The organism is Clostridium sp., from assembly GCF_022482905.1.
Taxonomy (GTDB): Bacteria; Bacillota; Clostridia; order Clostridiales; family Clostridiaceae; genus Clostridium_B.
The window spans coordinates 2,656,802-2,671,859 of the sequence record NZ_JAKVOI010000001.1; the positions used below are offsets into that span (position 1 = coordinate 2,656,802).

The 15,058-nt window shown below is 38.1% G+C and carries 16 protein-coding genes; 5 read left to right on the forward strand and 11 right to left on the reverse strand.

The annotated features are described in order from the left end of the window. Positions 1 to 110: 110 nt before the first annotated feature. Positions 111 to 1,976 (forward strand): heavy metal translocating P-type ATPase, encoded by a 1,866-nt coding sequence (locus LKE46_RS12980; protein WP_291723048.1) that lies wholly within the window; start codon positions 111 to 113, stop codon positions 1,974 to 1,976. A 69-nt stretch (positions 1,977 to 2,045) separates the two neighbouring features. On the opposite strand, the gene LKE46_RS12985 is transcribed toward LKE46_RS12980, so the two are convergent. From LKE46_RS12985 to LKE46_RS13005, 5 genes are all read right to left on the reverse strand, one after another. Next, entirely contained in the window at positions 2,046 to 3,176 is a 1,131-nt protein-coding gene (locus LKE46_RS12985; protein ID WP_291723051.1) for a LolA family protein, read from the reverse strand. A gap of 1 nt (position 3,177) precedes the next feature. Continuing rightward, positions 3,178 to 4,638 (reverse strand): sensor histidine kinase, encoded by a 1,461-nt coding sequence (locus tag LKE46_RS12990; RefSeq protein ID WP_291723053.1) that lies wholly within the window; start codon positions 4,636 to 4,638, stop codon positions 3,178 to 3,180. Next, positions 4,635 to 5,336 (reverse strand): response regulator transcription factor, encoded by a 702-nt coding sequence (locus LKE46_RS12995; protein WP_291723056.1) that lies wholly within the window; start codon positions 5,334 to 5,336, stop codon positions 4,635 to 4,637. The genes LKE46_RS12990 and LKE46_RS12995 overlap by 4 nt, the downstream gene beginning before the upstream one ends. Before the next feature lie 256 nt (positions 5,337 to 5,592). Next, on the reverse strand, positions 5,593 to 6,054 hold the full coding sequence (locus LKE46_RS13000; protein WP_291723059.1) for a MarR family winged helix-turn-helix transcriptional regulator: 462 nt from the start codon (positions 6,052 to 6,054) through the stop codon (positions 5,593 to 5,595). A 20-nt stretch (positions 6,055 to 6,074) separates the two neighbouring features. After that, complete coding sequence (locus LKE46_RS13005) at positions 6,075 to 6,695, reverse strand: class I SAM-dependent methyltransferase (protein ID WP_291723061.1); 621 nt, start codon at positions 6,693 to 6,695, stop codon at positions 6,075 to 6,077. A 249-nt stretch (positions 6,696 to 6,944) separates the two neighbouring features. Between LKE46_RS13005 and LKE46_RS13010 the strand changes: the two genes are divergently transcribed. From LKE46_RS13010 to LKE46_RS13025, 4 genes are all read left to right on the forward strand, one after another. Continuing rightward, positions 6,945 to 7,871 carry an ABC transporter ATP-binding protein gene (locus LKE46_RS13010; protein ID WP_291723064.1) on the forward strand — a complete coding sequence of 309 codons (927 nt, stop codon included), beginning with the start codon at positions 6,945 to 6,947 and terminating at the stop codon, positions 7,869 to 7,871. Next, positions 7,868 to 8,821 carry an ABC transporter permease subunit gene (locus LKE46_RS13015; protein ID WP_291723068.1) on the forward strand — a complete coding sequence of 318 codons (954 nt, stop codon included), beginning with the start codon at positions 7,868 to 7,870 and terminating at the stop codon, positions 8,819 to 8,821. The genes LKE46_RS13010 and LKE46_RS13015 overlap by 4 nt, the downstream gene beginning before the upstream one ends. A 75-nt stretch (positions 8,822 to 8,896) precedes the next feature. Beyond that, positions 8,897 to 9,604, forward strand: a complete 708-nt coding sequence (locus LKE46_RS13020) for a response regulator transcription factor (protein ID WP_291723071.1) — start codon at positions 8,897 to 8,899, stop codon at positions 9,602 to 9,604. A gap of 104 nt (positions 9,605 to 9,708) precedes the next feature. After that, positions 9,709 to 10,692, forward strand: coding sequence for a sensor histidine kinase (locus LKE46_RS13025; RefSeq protein WP_291723074.1), 984 nt, complete (start codon positions 9,709 to 9,711; stop codon positions 10,690 to 10,692). Between the two features lie 11 nt (positions 10,693 to 10,703). Here the strand turns inward: LKE46_RS13025 and LKE46_RS13030 are convergent, their stop codons facing one another. From LKE46_RS13030 to LKE46_RS13055, 6 genes are all read right to left on the reverse strand, one after another. Continuing rightward, complete coding sequence (locus LKE46_RS13030; protein ID WP_291723076.1) at positions 10,704 to 11,207, reverse strand: FtsX-like permease family protein; 504 nt, start codon at positions 11,205 to 11,207, stop codon at positions 10,704 to 10,706. Next, complete coding sequence (locus LKE46_RS13035) at positions 11,164 to 12,183, reverse strand: FtsX-like permease family protein (protein WP_291723078.1); 1,020 nt, start codon at positions 12,181 to 12,183, stop codon at positions 11,164 to 11,166. The genes LKE46_RS13030 and LKE46_RS13035 overlap by 44 nt, the downstream gene beginning before the upstream one ends. Next, positions 12,149 to 12,841, reverse strand: coding sequence for an ABC transporter ATP-binding protein (locus LKE46_RS13040; RefSeq protein ID WP_291723080.1), 693 nt, complete (start codon positions 12,839 to 12,841; stop codon positions 12,149 to 12,151). Before LKE46_RS13040 ends, LKE46_RS13035 begins: the two co-directional genes overlap by 35 nt. A 113-nt stretch (positions 12,842 to 12,954) precedes the next feature. After that, complete coding sequence (locus LKE46_RS13045) at positions 12,955 to 13,251, reverse strand: GHKL domain-containing protein (RefSeq protein WP_291723083.1); 297 nt, start codon at positions 13,249 to 13,251, stop codon at positions 12,955 to 12,957. Further along, on the reverse strand, positions 13,137 to 14,252 hold the full coding sequence (locus LKE46_RS13050) for a hypothetical protein (protein ID WP_291723086.1): 1,116 nt from the start codon (positions 14,250 to 14,252) through the stop codon (positions 13,137 to 13,139). Before LKE46_RS13050 ends, LKE46_RS13045 begins: the two co-directional genes overlap by 115 nt. Position 14,253: 1 nt before the next feature. Next, positions 14,254 to 14,961: a LytR/AlgR family response regulator transcription factor gene (locus tag LKE46_RS13055; RefSeq protein ID WP_291723088.1), complete on the reverse strand. Its 708-nt coding sequence runs from the start codon at positions 14,959 to 14,961 to the stop codon at positions 14,254 to 14,256. Between the last annotated feature and the right edge of the window lie 97 nt (positions 14,962 to 15,058).

A 15,058-nucleotide genomic window follows, 5' to 3' on the forward strand; every position in this document is an offset into this window, starting at 1 on the left:
TCTCAAACTGTTTATATAAAAATAAACAGTTTTTTTATTTGACAAAAAAATAATCAGGCTATATTATACATATAGGGGTATATGTATAATATAAAAATAAAGGAGTGCTTATGGAAAAAGTAAAAAATTTTTTTAAGGATGAAGAAAAACGTGTTATTCTGTTTATGCTTTTGTCGGGTATATCGCTTGTTGTCAGTTTCTTTGATATCGGCAAATTACCTCTGGATGCCGCATGGCTTTCAATTATTCTATGTGGAGTACCAATTGTAAAAGAAGCTATTATCGGGCTTGTCACAAGTTTTGATATCAAAGCTGATTTATTGGTCTCCATAGCATTGATTGCCTCTATTATAATCAATCAAATATTTGCTGCCGGAGAAGTTGCTTTTATCATGACTATAGGTGCATTCCTTGAGGAAAGAACCGTCAATAAAGCTCGTGCTGGTATTGAAAAGCTTGTACATCTTACTCCTCAAGTTGCAAGAGTTATAAGAAATGGCATAGAGCAGATGATTCCTGCAGATAAAATCCAGATAGGAGACATTATAAAAGTTCTGGCAGGAGAAATCGTAGCTGTGGACGGAACAATCATAAGTGGTAAAACTTCTATTGATCAGTCAGTAATGACAGGCGAATCACTCCCCGTTGATAAAGAAACCGGAGACCAAGTATTCAGTGGAACCTTGAACCAATTTGGAACTTTTAACATGAAAGCTACAAAACTCGGTGAGGACAGCTCTCTGCAGAGAATGATAAAACTTGTAAAGTCAGCTGATGCAAGTAAAGCAAAGATCGTCGGAATTGCAGACAGATGGGCAACCTGGATTGTTGCCGGTGCCTTGAGCACGGCAATTCTTACCTGGTTTGCTACAGGTGAAATAATACGTTCTGTAACAATATTGGTTGTATTTTGTCCATGTGCATTAGTCCTTGCAACTCCTACAGCCATAATGGCAGGCATAGGCAATGCAACAAAATACGGTATCCTGATACGTGAGGGAGATGCCCTTGAAAGGTTGGCAAATGTACGAAGAATATCTTTTGATAAAACAGGTACACTTACATATGGACAACTGTCCGTTACAGCAGTCGAAAATTTTAATACAAGCATATCCAAGGAAACACTATTACAATTGACGGCATCAGCAGAAATTCGCTCAGAGCATCCTCTCGGCAAGGCAATAATTAAATATATAAAGAATATTCCTAATATTTCAATTAATGAACCTGATGAATTCAAGGTAATTGCCGGAAGAGGTGTACAAGCTAAAATAAACAATTATTCAATTCTTGCTGGGAATATTGAAATGATGGCAGACAATAATATTTCAATACCAGAACGAATGGATAAAAAGGCCTCTAGATATAAAGGTGCCGGATGTACAATTATGTATATATCAATTAATGGTAATGCATCAGGATTTATAGCACTTTCTGATACTCTCAGGGAAGATGCCATTGACATGATTAAAGCTATTGAAAGAACTAAAGTAAAAAGCATTTTACTTACAGGAGACAACCGCCAGGCAGCATGTCATATCGCAAAACTCGTCGGAATAGATGACATATGTTCTAATTGCCTGCCGGAAGATAAAATATCTGCAATAGAAAAATATCAAAGCAAAAATGAACCGGTATGTATGGTTGGTGACGGTGTCAATGATGCTCTGGCACTAAAAAAAGCCTATGTAGGAATAGCCATGGGTGGAATTGGCAGTGACATTGCAATTGATGCAGCTGATATTGCACTTATTAGAGATGATATAAAATGCATACCCCACTTGTTAAGCCTGGCCAAAAAAGTAACAAAAACCATCAAGTTAAATTTAACATTCTCCATGGCATTAAATTTTATAGCTGTTGTTCTGGCTATATTAGGAATATTGGGTCCAGTAGTAGGTGCACTTGTACATAATGCTGGATCGGTATTGGTTATTCTAAATTCATCATTATTATTAAATTGGAAGGGGAGATAAACTTTATGAAATCAAAAGGAGTTATCTTTTTCAGAGCTTGATTTGCCATCTAAGATAACTCCTTATATATTATTTTTTCAGCAGAAGACTGTCAGCTATTTTAATGGCGTCATCCAAAGACATCTTTGGATCTTGAAGTAAAATATTGTAGTTGAGCCCATCTTCACTCCAGCTTACAGTTTTTATAGTATCATCCATTACACTTCCCTTTTTACCACGTACCTGCATTTCCTTTTCACCAGGTAGTTTTGCATCATCTGATTTTTCTCCGGTATCCTTTGGATTTACTGCAGTGAGCACAAATGCTACGGCACCATCTTTTTCATAGCTCTGATTTATTTCATTTACTCCTTTTGATTCATCATAATGCAGGGATTTAACATCTTTAAGTTTATATGCTCCTCCTTCCGGAAGATAAAGTATGGGTTTCCCAACAAGCTTTACTGCCTCGTTGAGGGTTATAACATTTTCTGAATTTTTGATTTGATTATCCATATCTTCAACTTTTATATTATCAGGAAGCTTCTGGGAGAACAAACTGCTGTCCAGCTTAGGTGAAAAATCAAGCTTTGAATACTGTATCTCTGTTTTACTATTTTTTGAAGTAATTACAGCCTTTGAAACAATCCAGCTCTCTTCATCCACCCAGTAGTCCAAAGTGCCTAGAATAGTATCCTTTTGTTTTGGCTCCGCCTTGATATGATAGGTTTTCCTATCTAACACATTCTCTTCGCCCTGAAAAGTAATATTGTGGGTTTTACTCATGCTTGCCAGTTGTTTCAACAATTGATTTTTGTAGTTTCCTCCCAGTACATCATCTGCACCGTTTGCCGTGGAGCTTTCAAGATTCATAGTCATAGCCTGCTTTTGTTCTTTCATATATACTATAATATTTTTACCATCATTTGTTGATATGGTCGTTCCAGATGAATTGTCCTTTAATTCTACACGCCTTTTCACCACATCATTGGAATTATCAATCCATTCTCTGGCAGATACAGTCTCTTTTATTTTATTGTTTTCATAAATCTTCATTTTATATTCACCATAATAGGACTTGGGTTTTTCACTGGCACTGACAGCCTTTTTTATCACATCCTCCGGAATAATGGTTTTCTTATCCAGACTGCATCCTCCAAATAAGCCAGTTATAGACAATATTCCCACAACAGGTATTATAAATATTTTTTTAATTGACATTTCAATCCTCTCCTTTACTATATATAGGAAACCAGCATACAAATGCCGTGCTATTTTCATCTGAAAATAGCTTTATTTCACCACAATGCTTTTTTATAACCAACTTTACAATACTCAGCCCCAAACCGACTTCATTCTGTGAAGTTTTATTTCTTGCCTTGTCCACTTGATAGAAAGGCATAAATATTTTTTTTCGTTCATTTTCTGGAATTCCATTTCCGTCATTTTTGACAACTACAATGCATCCTTTTTCTCTCCAGCTTATAATATCCTTTTGAAAATCTTTTTTTATCCAGGGAGGAAGTCCTTTTTCCAATGAAAATGCACCAAGCCATATGCGGCCATTTTGGGGAGTATATTTCAATGCATTTGCCATCAGATTATCAATTACCCTGGTCATCTGTTTTACATCCACCTTTATGGTGTAGTCGGCATCTGTATCTACTTCAAGTTTTATACTGCGCTTTTCACAATTTTGCTCATAACCTGAAAATAACATTTCAAAAAACTCATTTCCCCATACTTCCACAAAATTCACTTTATAATCGGATGTAAGTACAGTATACAGCATGAGATCGTCTATCATCTTTTTCATGTAATCACTTTTATTCAATATAATTGAAGACCTGCTCTTTATTTTTGGCATATCGAGATCTCTTTCATTGTAAATTGACTCGGCATATGCTCTTATTGATGTAAGGGGGGTCTTTAGATCATGCGAAACTGCCGATATCATATACTGTTTTGTTTTACGCTGGAAATCTATTACTTCCTGTTTTCTCTCTATATCTTTTTTCATGCCGTTGAAATTTCTTATAAGTTCTCCTATTTCATCCTTGCTCTTATATTTCACCGATTTTTTACCGCCTTCAGCAAAATCGTTCATACCCTCTATCAACAACTTTATGGGCCTGTTAAACTTTCTATTTAAAAGAATTATAACTGTCAAAAAAACCAGAAGGATTATGGCTGCAAACATTCCCGCAATAATAATAGTTCTTATATTTATCTGTTTTATGAAATCTCCACGATATATTATTATCTCGTAAAATCCAACCAATTCACCTCTATAAAATACAGGTTTTTTCAAGCTGTACAAATTATATTTTGTAACTATTTCGTAGAGATGTGAATAGATTTCCTCCCTGCTCTTTGTATAGTCTGAATTCTCATCGGGAGCATGAATCTCCTGTCCACTTCCATTGTATAAATTGATTTTAACGTCGTCTTTATCCTGATAATCCACAGCAGTATCCTTGTTTTCCATATCGGCCTCAGTATAGATTTTATAATTGCCCAGTTTTTCTTCATAATATTTGAATTTGGCCACTGCATTCATATATTCTGTAAACTGAACCTTTTTATTGTAGGTTAAAATCAACATATACAGCAAAAGCGATGAAACTATAGGAGTAATGACTACAGCCAGGTGGGATAATATAAGCCATTTTTTGAGTCTCATTTCTTTTCACCCAGGAACTTGTACCCTATTCCCCACACCGTTTGAATAAACACAGGATTTTTCACACCGTCGTGAAGCTTTTCCCTCAATGCCTTCACGTGCACAGTAACCGTGTTATTTCCATCAATATCCACATTGTTCCACACATTTTCATAAATTTCCTTCTTTGAAAACACCTTATTGGGATTTTGAGCCATCAAAAGAAGAAGCTGAAATTCTTTAACGGTAAGCTGAATTTCATTACTGCCACGGACAACCTTCTTCTCATTTAAAAATATATTTAGATCTGGTTTAACGGAGATTATATCGTCATTTTGTTTCAAATTCTCATCTCTCATATATCTTCTCAGATGTGCCTCAACCCGTGCAGATATCTCCACAAGACTGAAAGGTTTAGTTATATAATCATCAGCTCCCAGTTTAAGTCCCTTCACCTTATCCAGATCTGCCTGTTTTGCACTTATTATTACAATGGGTACATTGCTTATCCATCTTATATTTCTGCATAGAGAAAATCCATCCATTTCAGGCAGCATGAGATCCAGCATAACCAGATCAAATTTCTGTTTTTTAAAATCTTCCAGGCCTTCCAAGCCTGTAGATGACCAGAATACTTCATAACCTTCCATCTCAAGATGTTCCTTTACTATAGCTGCAATAGATTCTTCATCTTCAACTATTAGAAGCTTTCCCCTCATTCTTTTCCTCCTTACAATTTACATTATAAATTCCTGTAATAAAATTTTATCATAGTTAATACTTTCTTTATAAATTAATGTCATGTACCAAGATACAAGATACCGAAGAGAAAACTACCACTATCCGCATGATTACGGGATTAATAAAAACAACTGACTTAGAAACAAAAGAAAAGTACTAAAAAAGCCCTCTAGAAATGGAGTTCATTCTTAGAGAAGCTCTTAAAAATGCAAATTTAACTATAATTGTTTGATTTTATTCAGATATTCCCTTTCTTCTAAGGTTATACGCTATTTTTTTCATAAGTTTCAACAGTTCTTCCCTCTCCTCACTGGTATCCAGACATTCCATTACTCTGGCATAAAAATTTTTTTCAAATTCAACATGTTCCTTCTGTGCCTGTATTCCCTCTTCAGTAAGCACCAATCTATAAGAACGCCTATCCCTGCTGCTTATGGTCCTTTCAATAAACCTTCGTTTTTCCAATCTGTTTATTACGCTTGTGAGGGTACTTTTAGGTATTTTTAAAATATCAACTATATCCTTTATAATGACATCCTCTTTTTCGGAGATAATTCTCAGAACTCCTATTTCAGCAGTGCTCAATCCATGTATTCTTGAAAATTGAGATTCTACACTTTTATAACCAGGCTCCATTATCATGGAATGCCATATTCTGCTGAGTTCTTCAACCTGCCCCTTATATTTTTTATCCAAACAATCACCCCACAATTATTTCAAGCAGATGCACTTATGACAAAACTTTTATAATTTATCTTTCTAAATTTAAAAGGTTTAAACCCGCATGTCTCCAAAAGTTTTTTCATCTCTTTTGGAGAATATATTCTATAGTCTCCATTATTGCATATATGCAACATAAAATTCAATACCTGCCTTATTAAAGGTGGAGCAGTGGGATCCCCTATGATCAATTTCCCTGATGGCTTCAGCACTCTCTTCATTTCCAGAAGAACTTTTTCAGGATTGGGATAATGATGAAATGAAGCATTACACAGTACTATATCAAAATAATTCTCCGGCCAGGGTATAAATTCCGCATCTCCCACTTTCAATAAAATATCCTCGGGGAGATTTCTTCTGGCCAACTTAATCATCTTATGTGAAATATCAAGTCCGCATAGCTTGAATTTCTTATCTTTATACAGTCGTGACAATATATTTCCTGTTCCACAGCCTGCCTCCAGCAAAATTCCACCTTCAAACCCATTTAAACTTTCAATAACTTTATCATACATTTTGCTTACAAACCTTCCATCTGAACTCCGGTCATAGCTTTCCGCATGTTTATCAAAATTCTTCCTGGAATTTTCTTTAAAAACATCTTTATTGTCCGGCATATAAATTCCTCCTATACTAGTACCATATTAATAAAATACGTTATACGTACTTTATTAATATGGTACTATTCTTTGAATCAGCTGTCAAATTCTCATAAAACATGTTATCAGATAAAAAATAATGAACCAACCTTTTAATTTAACTTACATTTACTGTCCGTTTACCGTCCATTTACTTTCGCTTTTTATAATCTTATTAAAATACAGATAAGGTATTTTGAATTTGGCACAGAAAGGACAGTTATATATATGAATGAAAAACCAGTTGTGGAATTAAAACACGTATCAAAAAAAATCGGCAAAAAGGAAATTATTCATGACCTGTCGTTTACAATTCCAGCCGGAGAAATATTCGGATTTCTAGGGCCCAATGGAGCAGGCAAAACTACCACTATCCGTATGATTACGGGACTGATAAAAATAACCGAAGGAGATATTTTTATTAAAGGACACAGCATTACAACCGACTTTAAAAAAGCAATTCAGAATGTTGGCGGTATTGTTGAAAATCCAGATTTATATAGATATCTTACGGGTTATCAAAATTTGAAGCACTATGCCAGAATGTCACCCGGCATCAGCAAAAAACGTATTTATGAAATGGCTGAAATTGTCGGACTCAAAGACAAAATGCAGGACAAAGTACGAACTTATTCACTTGGTATGCGTCAGAGGCTTGGGCTTGCACAGGCACTATTACACCGTCCATCTCTCGTGATACTGGATGAACCAACAAACGGACTTGATCCGGAGGGAATCCACGAGCTGCGTAACTATCTAAAGAAAATAGCTCATGAGGAAGGTGCTGCAGTTCTGGTATCAAGCCATTTGCTCTCAGAAATGCAGTTGATGTGTGACAGAGTGGGTGTTTTGCAGCACGGAAAGTTAGTAACTATTCAGCGTATAGATGATTTTGTCAAATCCGGCGGTTCAATGCAGGTGGAGCTTATTGTAAGCCCCTCACAAATTGCACAGACAAAAAATTTACTTCACACCATGCGGAAAAATGTACTTTCTTCCAGTCCAGCCGGGCATATTATAATTCAGATGACAAAAGAGGAAATTCCGTCACTGAACAAACATTTAATGAAATGCGGAATTGAAATTTATAGTATTCAGATGAAAGAAGAAACTCTGGAAGACAAATTTTTGGAAATTACGGAGGAACAGAAATGATCAATTTAGTGAAAAATGAGTTAATGAAAATATTCAGCGGCCGATTGACAAAAATCCTTTTCCTTTTACTGATTATTGTCGCCGTTAGTTTTTCAGTCTTTGCAAAAATCGCAATAAATAAGGAAACTGCAGGGAATTGGAGAACGGGACAGGAGCAAATTATAGAAAAAAATAATGGACGTTTACAGGCTGCAGATCTATCACCACAGTTGCAGGCAGAGGCGAAAAATAAAGTGGCAATTGCCGAGTACCGTTTGAAGAACAATATAGCTCCACAAGAAAATAACCTCTGGTATACGTTACTGCACTCATCGGGATTGTTTGAATGGGTTGTCATTTTTACAATTATTATTGCTGCCAACATTGTTGCAAGAGAATATACGGATGGAACAATGAAGCTGTTATTGATTCGCCCACACAGCCGGGGTGCAATTCTATTTTCAAAATACACAGCAGTTGTCATATATGCTGTATTTTCACTGATACTCACCATAGGGGCAGCATATATAACCATTGATGTCTTATATGGCTTTGGAAGCGGAATACGCACTTTGGGAGCGGCAGAGCTTTTTATCAATTCACAAGGACAGATAGAATCATTAAATATTTTCAGGCAGTGTGTAAAAATGTATTGTCTGGATATTTTCCCAATTATGAGCTATGTGACCATTTCCTTTGCTGTCTCAACCATTTTGAAAAGCAGTGCAGTAGCGGTGGTCAGCTCTCTTCTGCTTATGATTTTAGGAAATTCAATGATTGAAGCCACATCAAAGCTGACATGGCTGAAATTTCTTCCCTTTGCAAATAGCGACATGAGTTTGTATATCTTTCATTTACAGCCCCGGGAAGAAATGACAATAGGCTTTTCGGTATCTGTATTGCTGATATATATAATTGTTTTATTTGGTGCCAGCTTTGCAATATTTAAAAAACGGGATGTATCTATCTAATGACTGCTTTTTCAATCTGTTATATAATGAAAATTAAAGTGCAGGAAATGCAGAAAGGGGATATAACAGGTGACTATGCAGAGAATATTACTTGTTGATGATGAACTTGGAATCATAAAAATGCTGAAAACCATCTTACACAAAGAAGGTTACACAAACATCGACAGTGCTTCAACAGGGAAAGAAACTATGACAAAAATCATGAAAAATACCTATGATTTAATTGTACTGGATGTTATGCTGCCGGATATTGATGGCTTCAAGCTGTGTCAGAAAATCCGCCAGCATACATTTATGCCAATTCTTTTCCTCACTGCCCGAACCGGTGATTTAGACAAATTAACAGGCCTCGGTATAGGCGGAGATGATTATATTACTAAGCCTTTTAATCCTCTAGAAGTTGCTGCAAGAATCAACGTACAGTTCAGGAGGATGAAACAGTACCGGCAAAATTCAATGAAGCAGGAGATCTATCATTTCGGCACTGTCACTGTAAATAAGAAAGAAGCAAAACTTCTTGTGGATAACAGGGAAATAAGCTGTCCGGCGAAAGAATTTGAATTGCTGCTGTTTTTAGTGGAACACCCAAATCAGGTGTTTACCGCAGGACAGTTATATGAAAATGTATGGGGGTATGAAAGTATGGGAGATGAACAAACTGTAAAAGTGCATATTAACCGATTACGTAAAAAAGTGGAACCAGACTTGAAGAACCCCTCTTACATTATAAATATCCGTGGAATTGGATATAAATTCTCATTTTCGGAGGGTGGGCAAATATGAAAGTAGATCTTACCAATGGACGTTTGACAGTCCGTTTTACCATCAATTTCATAGTACATCAGATTTTACTCTGGTTATTAATGGGAATCCCGGGGATTTACTGGATGCTGGTACTACAACACCAGTCACAAAACGAGACAGAAATTGCAATTCTTGCCTGGGTGACAATTTTTATCGGATTGTCTTACTGTCTGTTTTATGGTTATTACGTTGCACGCCCTCTAGTGGATATTTTGATGAATATACAAAAATTGTCAAGAGGTGAATATCTGGACTTACCCGGAAAGAGAATACGTTTGAGTTTTTTCTCAAAAAGACTTTACAGAGAAGTGTATGATAATCTGAAAACATTGTCTGATATTTTACAGCATAACGAAAAAAAGCGAAAAGAATTTGACGAAATGCGCCGAACCTGGGCGGCTGGAATTACACATGATTTAAAAACACCGCTATCCTATATTTCAGGGTATGCGGATATGCTTTTATCCGATAAACACAAATGGAGTCTGGAAGAAAAGAAAGAGTTTCTACAGATTATCAGCGATAAATCTGCTCATATAGAGGAACTTATCAACGATCTGGGTACGGCGTTCCGTATGGATGAATTTACAGGTCTAAAGATGAATCTCCAAAAGATAGAATTATCGGAATTAGTTCGCAGAGTGACGGCAGAAACAGCGAATATGCCCATTGCAAAGAAAAATCATTTTGAGATGACAGGGGAAGAAAAAGAGTTATTCGTTTCGGGTGATGCTGAATTACTGAAACGGGCATTTTCAAATCTGTTAGTAAATGCAGTAGTACACAACCCGGAAGATACATCAGTCACTGTGAAATTAAGCCGTGAATCTTATGTTGAAGTAGAAATCTGTGATAATGGCAGCGGAATGAATGAATACGATATAAATCACATGTTTGACCGCTACTACAGAGGTACTTCTACAGATTCTCCAACAGGAAGTACAGGACTCGGCATGACCATTGTAAAACAGATTATTACTGCCCACCATGGAACTATCAGTGTAAAAAGCAAGATAAACTGCGGCACAAAAATAACTGTTAAACTTCCTCCTTATTCAGATATTTAACTTGTGGGTTATCATTCGCTGCTGTACCGGGCGATATAAGCTGCCGGAGATTCTTGAAGTGAGCGGCGCACAGTCAGCCAAGAAATGCCTGTTGAAACCGGCAAAAGCACAATCAATATGAACAGCCATTGTTTCCACGGCACTGCGAAACCAACCAGTCCAAGTGCTTTATACATACCAACCGCAAATATGGAAGTCACCAACATACTTGCTATAAAAGCAAGCACCGCTGCTGTTACGGCTGTTATCAGTCCGTCAAAGGCAGCAATCATAGAAAGCTGCCGCGGTTCCGCGCCGGCCACGGACAGCAATGCCAGATCCAGTCCCCGCCCGTAAGTTGATATGAGATACCCTGCCAATACACCTGTTAATACCAGCAATAACGCCGGTCCAAGCAATGCAAGAATTCTAACGAATCCGGGTACTTCCCACTCGGCGGCAAGATTTCTCGGCATCATCACAAGTGTTGCTCTAAAAATCTGTGTCAGTCCTGTATATGACATCACTAAAATCATTCCGGCAACCAGCGGAATAACAGTAGACGTCGACCTGCGGGCACGAGACACTGCCTGCCCACACGCGATACGCCATGACGGCAAATGAAACGGAAGGACTGCTGTCCATGTACGGGACAGTCCCTGCCAGGACAGCAGGGCCAGCAAAACAGATAGCTGCAACAAACAGGACAGCAGCCAACACGCAGCAATAAAACAGCGGAGATAATGTGGAAAAGGATAATTGTTGTATCTGTTCAATATTCACATGTTTTGTAATAAACATGCTGCAGGTAACGACAGCAATGCTCCCTGCCAATGCAGCTAATGCCAATACACGTTTTGGAAGGCTTACTGTTTTGGGAGTGCTGGCTGCTTGGCGTAATGCCTCAACCGGAGAAATACGGGAAACTGTACGAATTGTTAAAAATGCTCCTACCACTGCGACAACAAATCCGATACCTATACCATAACTCCAGGACAGTAACATACGAGAGATTCCAACAGCCGCATACGGAAGTCCGGGAGCTTCAAGTTGTACCGCAAAGAAAGAGAACAGTAAACGAGCCAGCTGCGGCGAAAAAAAAAGAGAACCCACGCTTGCTGACACATCCAGCAGCAATACCTGCGCACATGTCCGCAAAGTCAACTGCATTGGTGTGGCCCCCTGCAGGGAAAACAGTGCCAAATCACTTCGACGTTGTTGAATGGAAGCTGATACCACCATCATGATAACCAGTACACCAGCAAACAATGTTACGGGATAGGTCAATCCGCTCATCGAGCCCACAAACCATCCAGCTTTTTCGCCCCAAACTATATTCCCCCGTGAAGCTGCAGCATTTGACATCATAATCCGCATGGTAGGAATCAAAATCTGTACCACAGCCAGCAGTAAAAACACTCCGCCCCATACCACAGGAGCATCTTTGAAATCTTTTATTAAGCCGCGCATCAGATCCTCACCTGCCCTTCGTTGACAGATATAATTTCCCATCACGCATTTGAATTACCCCATCGCATTGAGCTGCAACCTCAGGACTGTGTGTAACCATTACAACTGCATGATCAGATTGCGCCGCAATTTTCTTTAGTTCACTTACGACACGGGAAACTGATTCTGTGTCCAGTGCGCCAGTTGGCTCATCTGCAAAAATAACTTGCAGATTTGCAATCAAAACTCGTGCCAGTGCGACGCGCTGCTGTTCGCCGCCGGACAATAATGTCACATTCTTCTTCAGCAATTTAGAAATATTCAGCCTCTGCAATGTCTGCGAAGCGGCAGCACGAGGATATTTCCTGCCGCGTAATGTAAACGGCAGTTTAAGATTATCTTCTACTGTTATTGATGGCACCAAATTATAGGACTGAAACACAAATCCTAAATGGCTTCTACGAAACTTTGCTGATTGAGCGCGGCTCATCTTCGCAACATTTTCTTCCAACACTTGCACTGTGCCGGAGGATACCGGCTCCAAACCTGCCAGACAATACAGCAAGGTTGATTTACCTGAGCCGGACGGGCCAACGATACCCGTCATTTTGCCTGATGCAATAGAAAGATTAATATTACGAAGTATGGGAACTGTTTCGTCCTGCCTGACGTTAAAATCTTTACACAGATTTTCAGCTATAATTATTTTATCAGATAACATTTCTGTGTTACCTCCTTTTTTATTCTTTACTCCTGTAACTGTGAAAATAATAGCATAAAAAAGGAGGCACATTTAAAATGTGTCGCCAGATGTATCTACAGGAGAGCCAAATGTTAAATTGGAAGCATAATTTCCAAACGAAACAGCCCGGTTTCTGTTGTAATGGTCATGATGCCCCCGTTCTGTTCCACGTTATCCCGGATGCTTCGCAGGCCAAATCCATGATTCAACCGGTCTTGTTTTGTTGTCTGTCCGGTATAGGGAAGATCAGCCATCATCGGATTTTCCATGGAGATCATGTAGTAGAAATCGCTTCTGCTGATGGAAAGCGAAATAAACCGATGTTTTTCACCGGAAACTTTTTGATTGGCCTCAATGGCATTATCCAACGCATTTGCAAAATCGTACATATATCGAAAGTGGAAATTGATAAGGCTCTGCCAAACGCCCCAGACAATTTAAATTTAATTTGTGCCCTTTGCATTGGAGGAACTTTTGCGTTCAAAATTGCATCCACATTATCATCACCTGTATAGAAAAGAGCTTTCGTCATGTTTTCCCAACTCCCCTGTACATGGCCCAGATATTCTTGAACCTTCAAAAGATTCCCTGTTTCGCAGAGCTGCTCAATCCGGGTAATATGGTGCTTTATATCGTGCCGGAATTTTCGGATGTCCTCCTGGTTTTTCTTGTACATCTCAAAATACTGCAATTCCTGTTCAATATACTGCTGATTACGCTGTTCCAACTGTTTAAAATAATCTGTCGTTTTACTTTTCCAAAGTGAAATAAAATAAAGGACATCTGCAATAACAACTACCGCGGAAAAACAGGCCGAGATATAAAGCTGGATTCCGGTATTTTCAATCCTGTAATTTACCCACATAAACGGGTTCAAAAACATGGCTATCGTCCACAAGAGAAACGCAGGCAGAATTTCTATATAGCTAAAGAGTATTCTATGAGCATATTTGCGGTACTTATAGGCTGCTGCAATAATTACGCAATCCATTACAAGATTGCCGATTATCAAAGCGTAAAATGTAATTTCTCCACTTGAAATGATAGATTGTTTTATATCCATTGTTCCCGCAAGGAGTGCTGCACTGCTGGCGGGGAGACTTCTCAGCACCCATAGAAACGCGGCAATAACTATACTGTTTAATCGACGATCCGGTTCATTTACACCCGCAAGAATTACTATAAAAGCAAAGCAACTTATACCATATGCGATGATAGCTTCATTTACCAGACACACGCATTCCAGTGTGATAAAAAATGCTGCCATTGCAATGTTCTTTTTGTCCGGTGGAATTTTGGGGCTGACGAAAAGAAATACAAGTGCACCTGCCGATAACGTGTCAAATACGGCAGCTAATATTTCCAATACCACTAATGCAACTACCATCATATTACCTCGCTGTTCGTTTCATATAGGTATGAAACGCTTCGTCAAATTGCTTTTTTCTCAGTCTGCTAATGGGAATGGAATCTCCGTTTACCATAAGGACGTCGAGACTGTCAATAAATTTGATATATCGCAGATTGATTAAATAGCTGCGGTGTACCCTGTAAAAATCATTTGAACCTAAAAGATGTGTATAGAAATCAATTCTATTGCGGTCATAATAAGACTGTTTCTGCTGAACAATTTTTACGTTCTTGTCCTGTGCCTCAATATACAAAATATCCTTAACTTTTAAGACAGCCTCTTTGTCCTTGCTCTCCACATGAATTGTTTTTTGGTTCAGCAATTCCTTTTTTACCGCTGTGATCGCTTCAATCAACTTCTGGGGTTGAATCGGCTTGGTCAGAAAACGAAATGCCGATACTTCATAGCCAGTCATGGCAAATTCGTCATGGGAAGTGATGAACACAATATACATATCCGCTAAAAGTGCATGAACCTTTTTTGCAACTTGAATTCCATCAATGTCATCCATTTCTATGTCAAGAAAAAGCAGATCATAAGACATCCCCTGTTTTTCTATGGCCCTTATGAGCGTTTCCCCCGATGAATATTGTTCTGTGAGCAAATTAATATCGCGGTACGTCTTATTTATAAAATCAGACAATGATGACAATACAGCAACCTCATCATCACAAATCGCAATCCGCATAATTTGCACCGCCTTTTCATTTTCTATATCTTTTATATTATTATATACGGTTAACCGAATAGTATCAATAAATTATTACAGCGGATACCCCTGCTTG

Bases quoted from the DNA above. Each gene is read 5' to 3' on its own strand.
- LKE46_RS12980 (WP_291723048.1), top strand. From the start codon at position 111: ATGGAAAAAGTAAAAAATTTTTTTAAGGATGAAGAAAAACGTGTTATT.
- LKE46_RS12985 (WP_291723051.1), bottom strand. From the start codon at position 3,176: ATGTCAATTAAAAAAATATTTATAATACCTGTTGTGGGAATATTGTCT.
- LKE46_RS12990 (WP_291723053.1), bottom strand. From the start codon at position 4,638: ATGAGACTCAAAAAATGGCTTATATTATCCCACCTGGCTGTAGTCATT.
- LKE46_RS12995 (WP_291723056.1), bottom strand. From the start codon at position 5,336: ATGAGGGGAAAGCTTCTAATAGTTGAAGATGAAGAATCTATTGCAGCT.
- LKE46_RS13005 (WP_291723061.1), bottom strand. From the start codon at position 6,695: ATGCCGGACAATAAAGATGTTTTTAAAGAAAATTCCAGGAAGAATTTT.
- LKE46_RS13010 (WP_291723064.1), top strand. From the start codon at position 6,945: ATGAATGAAAAACCAGTTGTGGAATTAAAACACGTATCAAAAAAAATC.
- LKE46_RS13015 (WP_291723068.1), top strand. From the start codon at position 7,868: ATGATCAATTTAGTGAAAAATGAGTTAATGAAAATATTCAGCGGCCGA.
- LKE46_RS13020 (WP_291723071.1), top strand. From the start codon at position 8,897: ATGCAGAGAATATTACTTGTTGATGATGAACTTGGAATCATAAAAATG.
- LKE46_RS13025 (WP_291723074.1), top strand. From the start codon at position 9,709: ATGCTGGTACTACAACACCAGTCACAAAACGAGACAGAAATTGCAATT.
- LKE46_RS13030 (WP_291723076.1), bottom strand. From the start codon at position 11,207: ATGATTTTAGTGATGTCATATACAGGACTGACACAGATTTTTAGAGCA.
- LKE46_RS13035 (WP_291723078.1), bottom strand. From the start codon at position 12,183: ATGGGAAATTATATCTGTCAACGAAGGGCAGGTGAGGATCTGATGCGC.
- LKE46_RS13040 (WP_291723080.1), bottom strand. From the start codon at position 12,841: ATGTTATCTGATAAAATAATTATAGCTGAAAATCTGTGTAAAGATTTT.
- LKE46_RS13045 (WP_291723083.1), bottom strand. From the start codon at position 13,251: ATGTACGATTTTGCAAATGCGTTGGATAATGCCATTGAGGCCAATCAA.
- LKE46_RS13050 (WP_291723086.1), bottom strand. From the start codon at position 14,252: ATGATGGTAGTTGCATTAGTGGTATTGGAAATATTAGCTGCCGTATTT.
- LKE46_RS13055 (WP_291723088.1), bottom strand. From the start codon at position 14,961: ATGCGGATTGCGATTTGTGATGATGAGGTTGCTGTATTGTCATCATTG.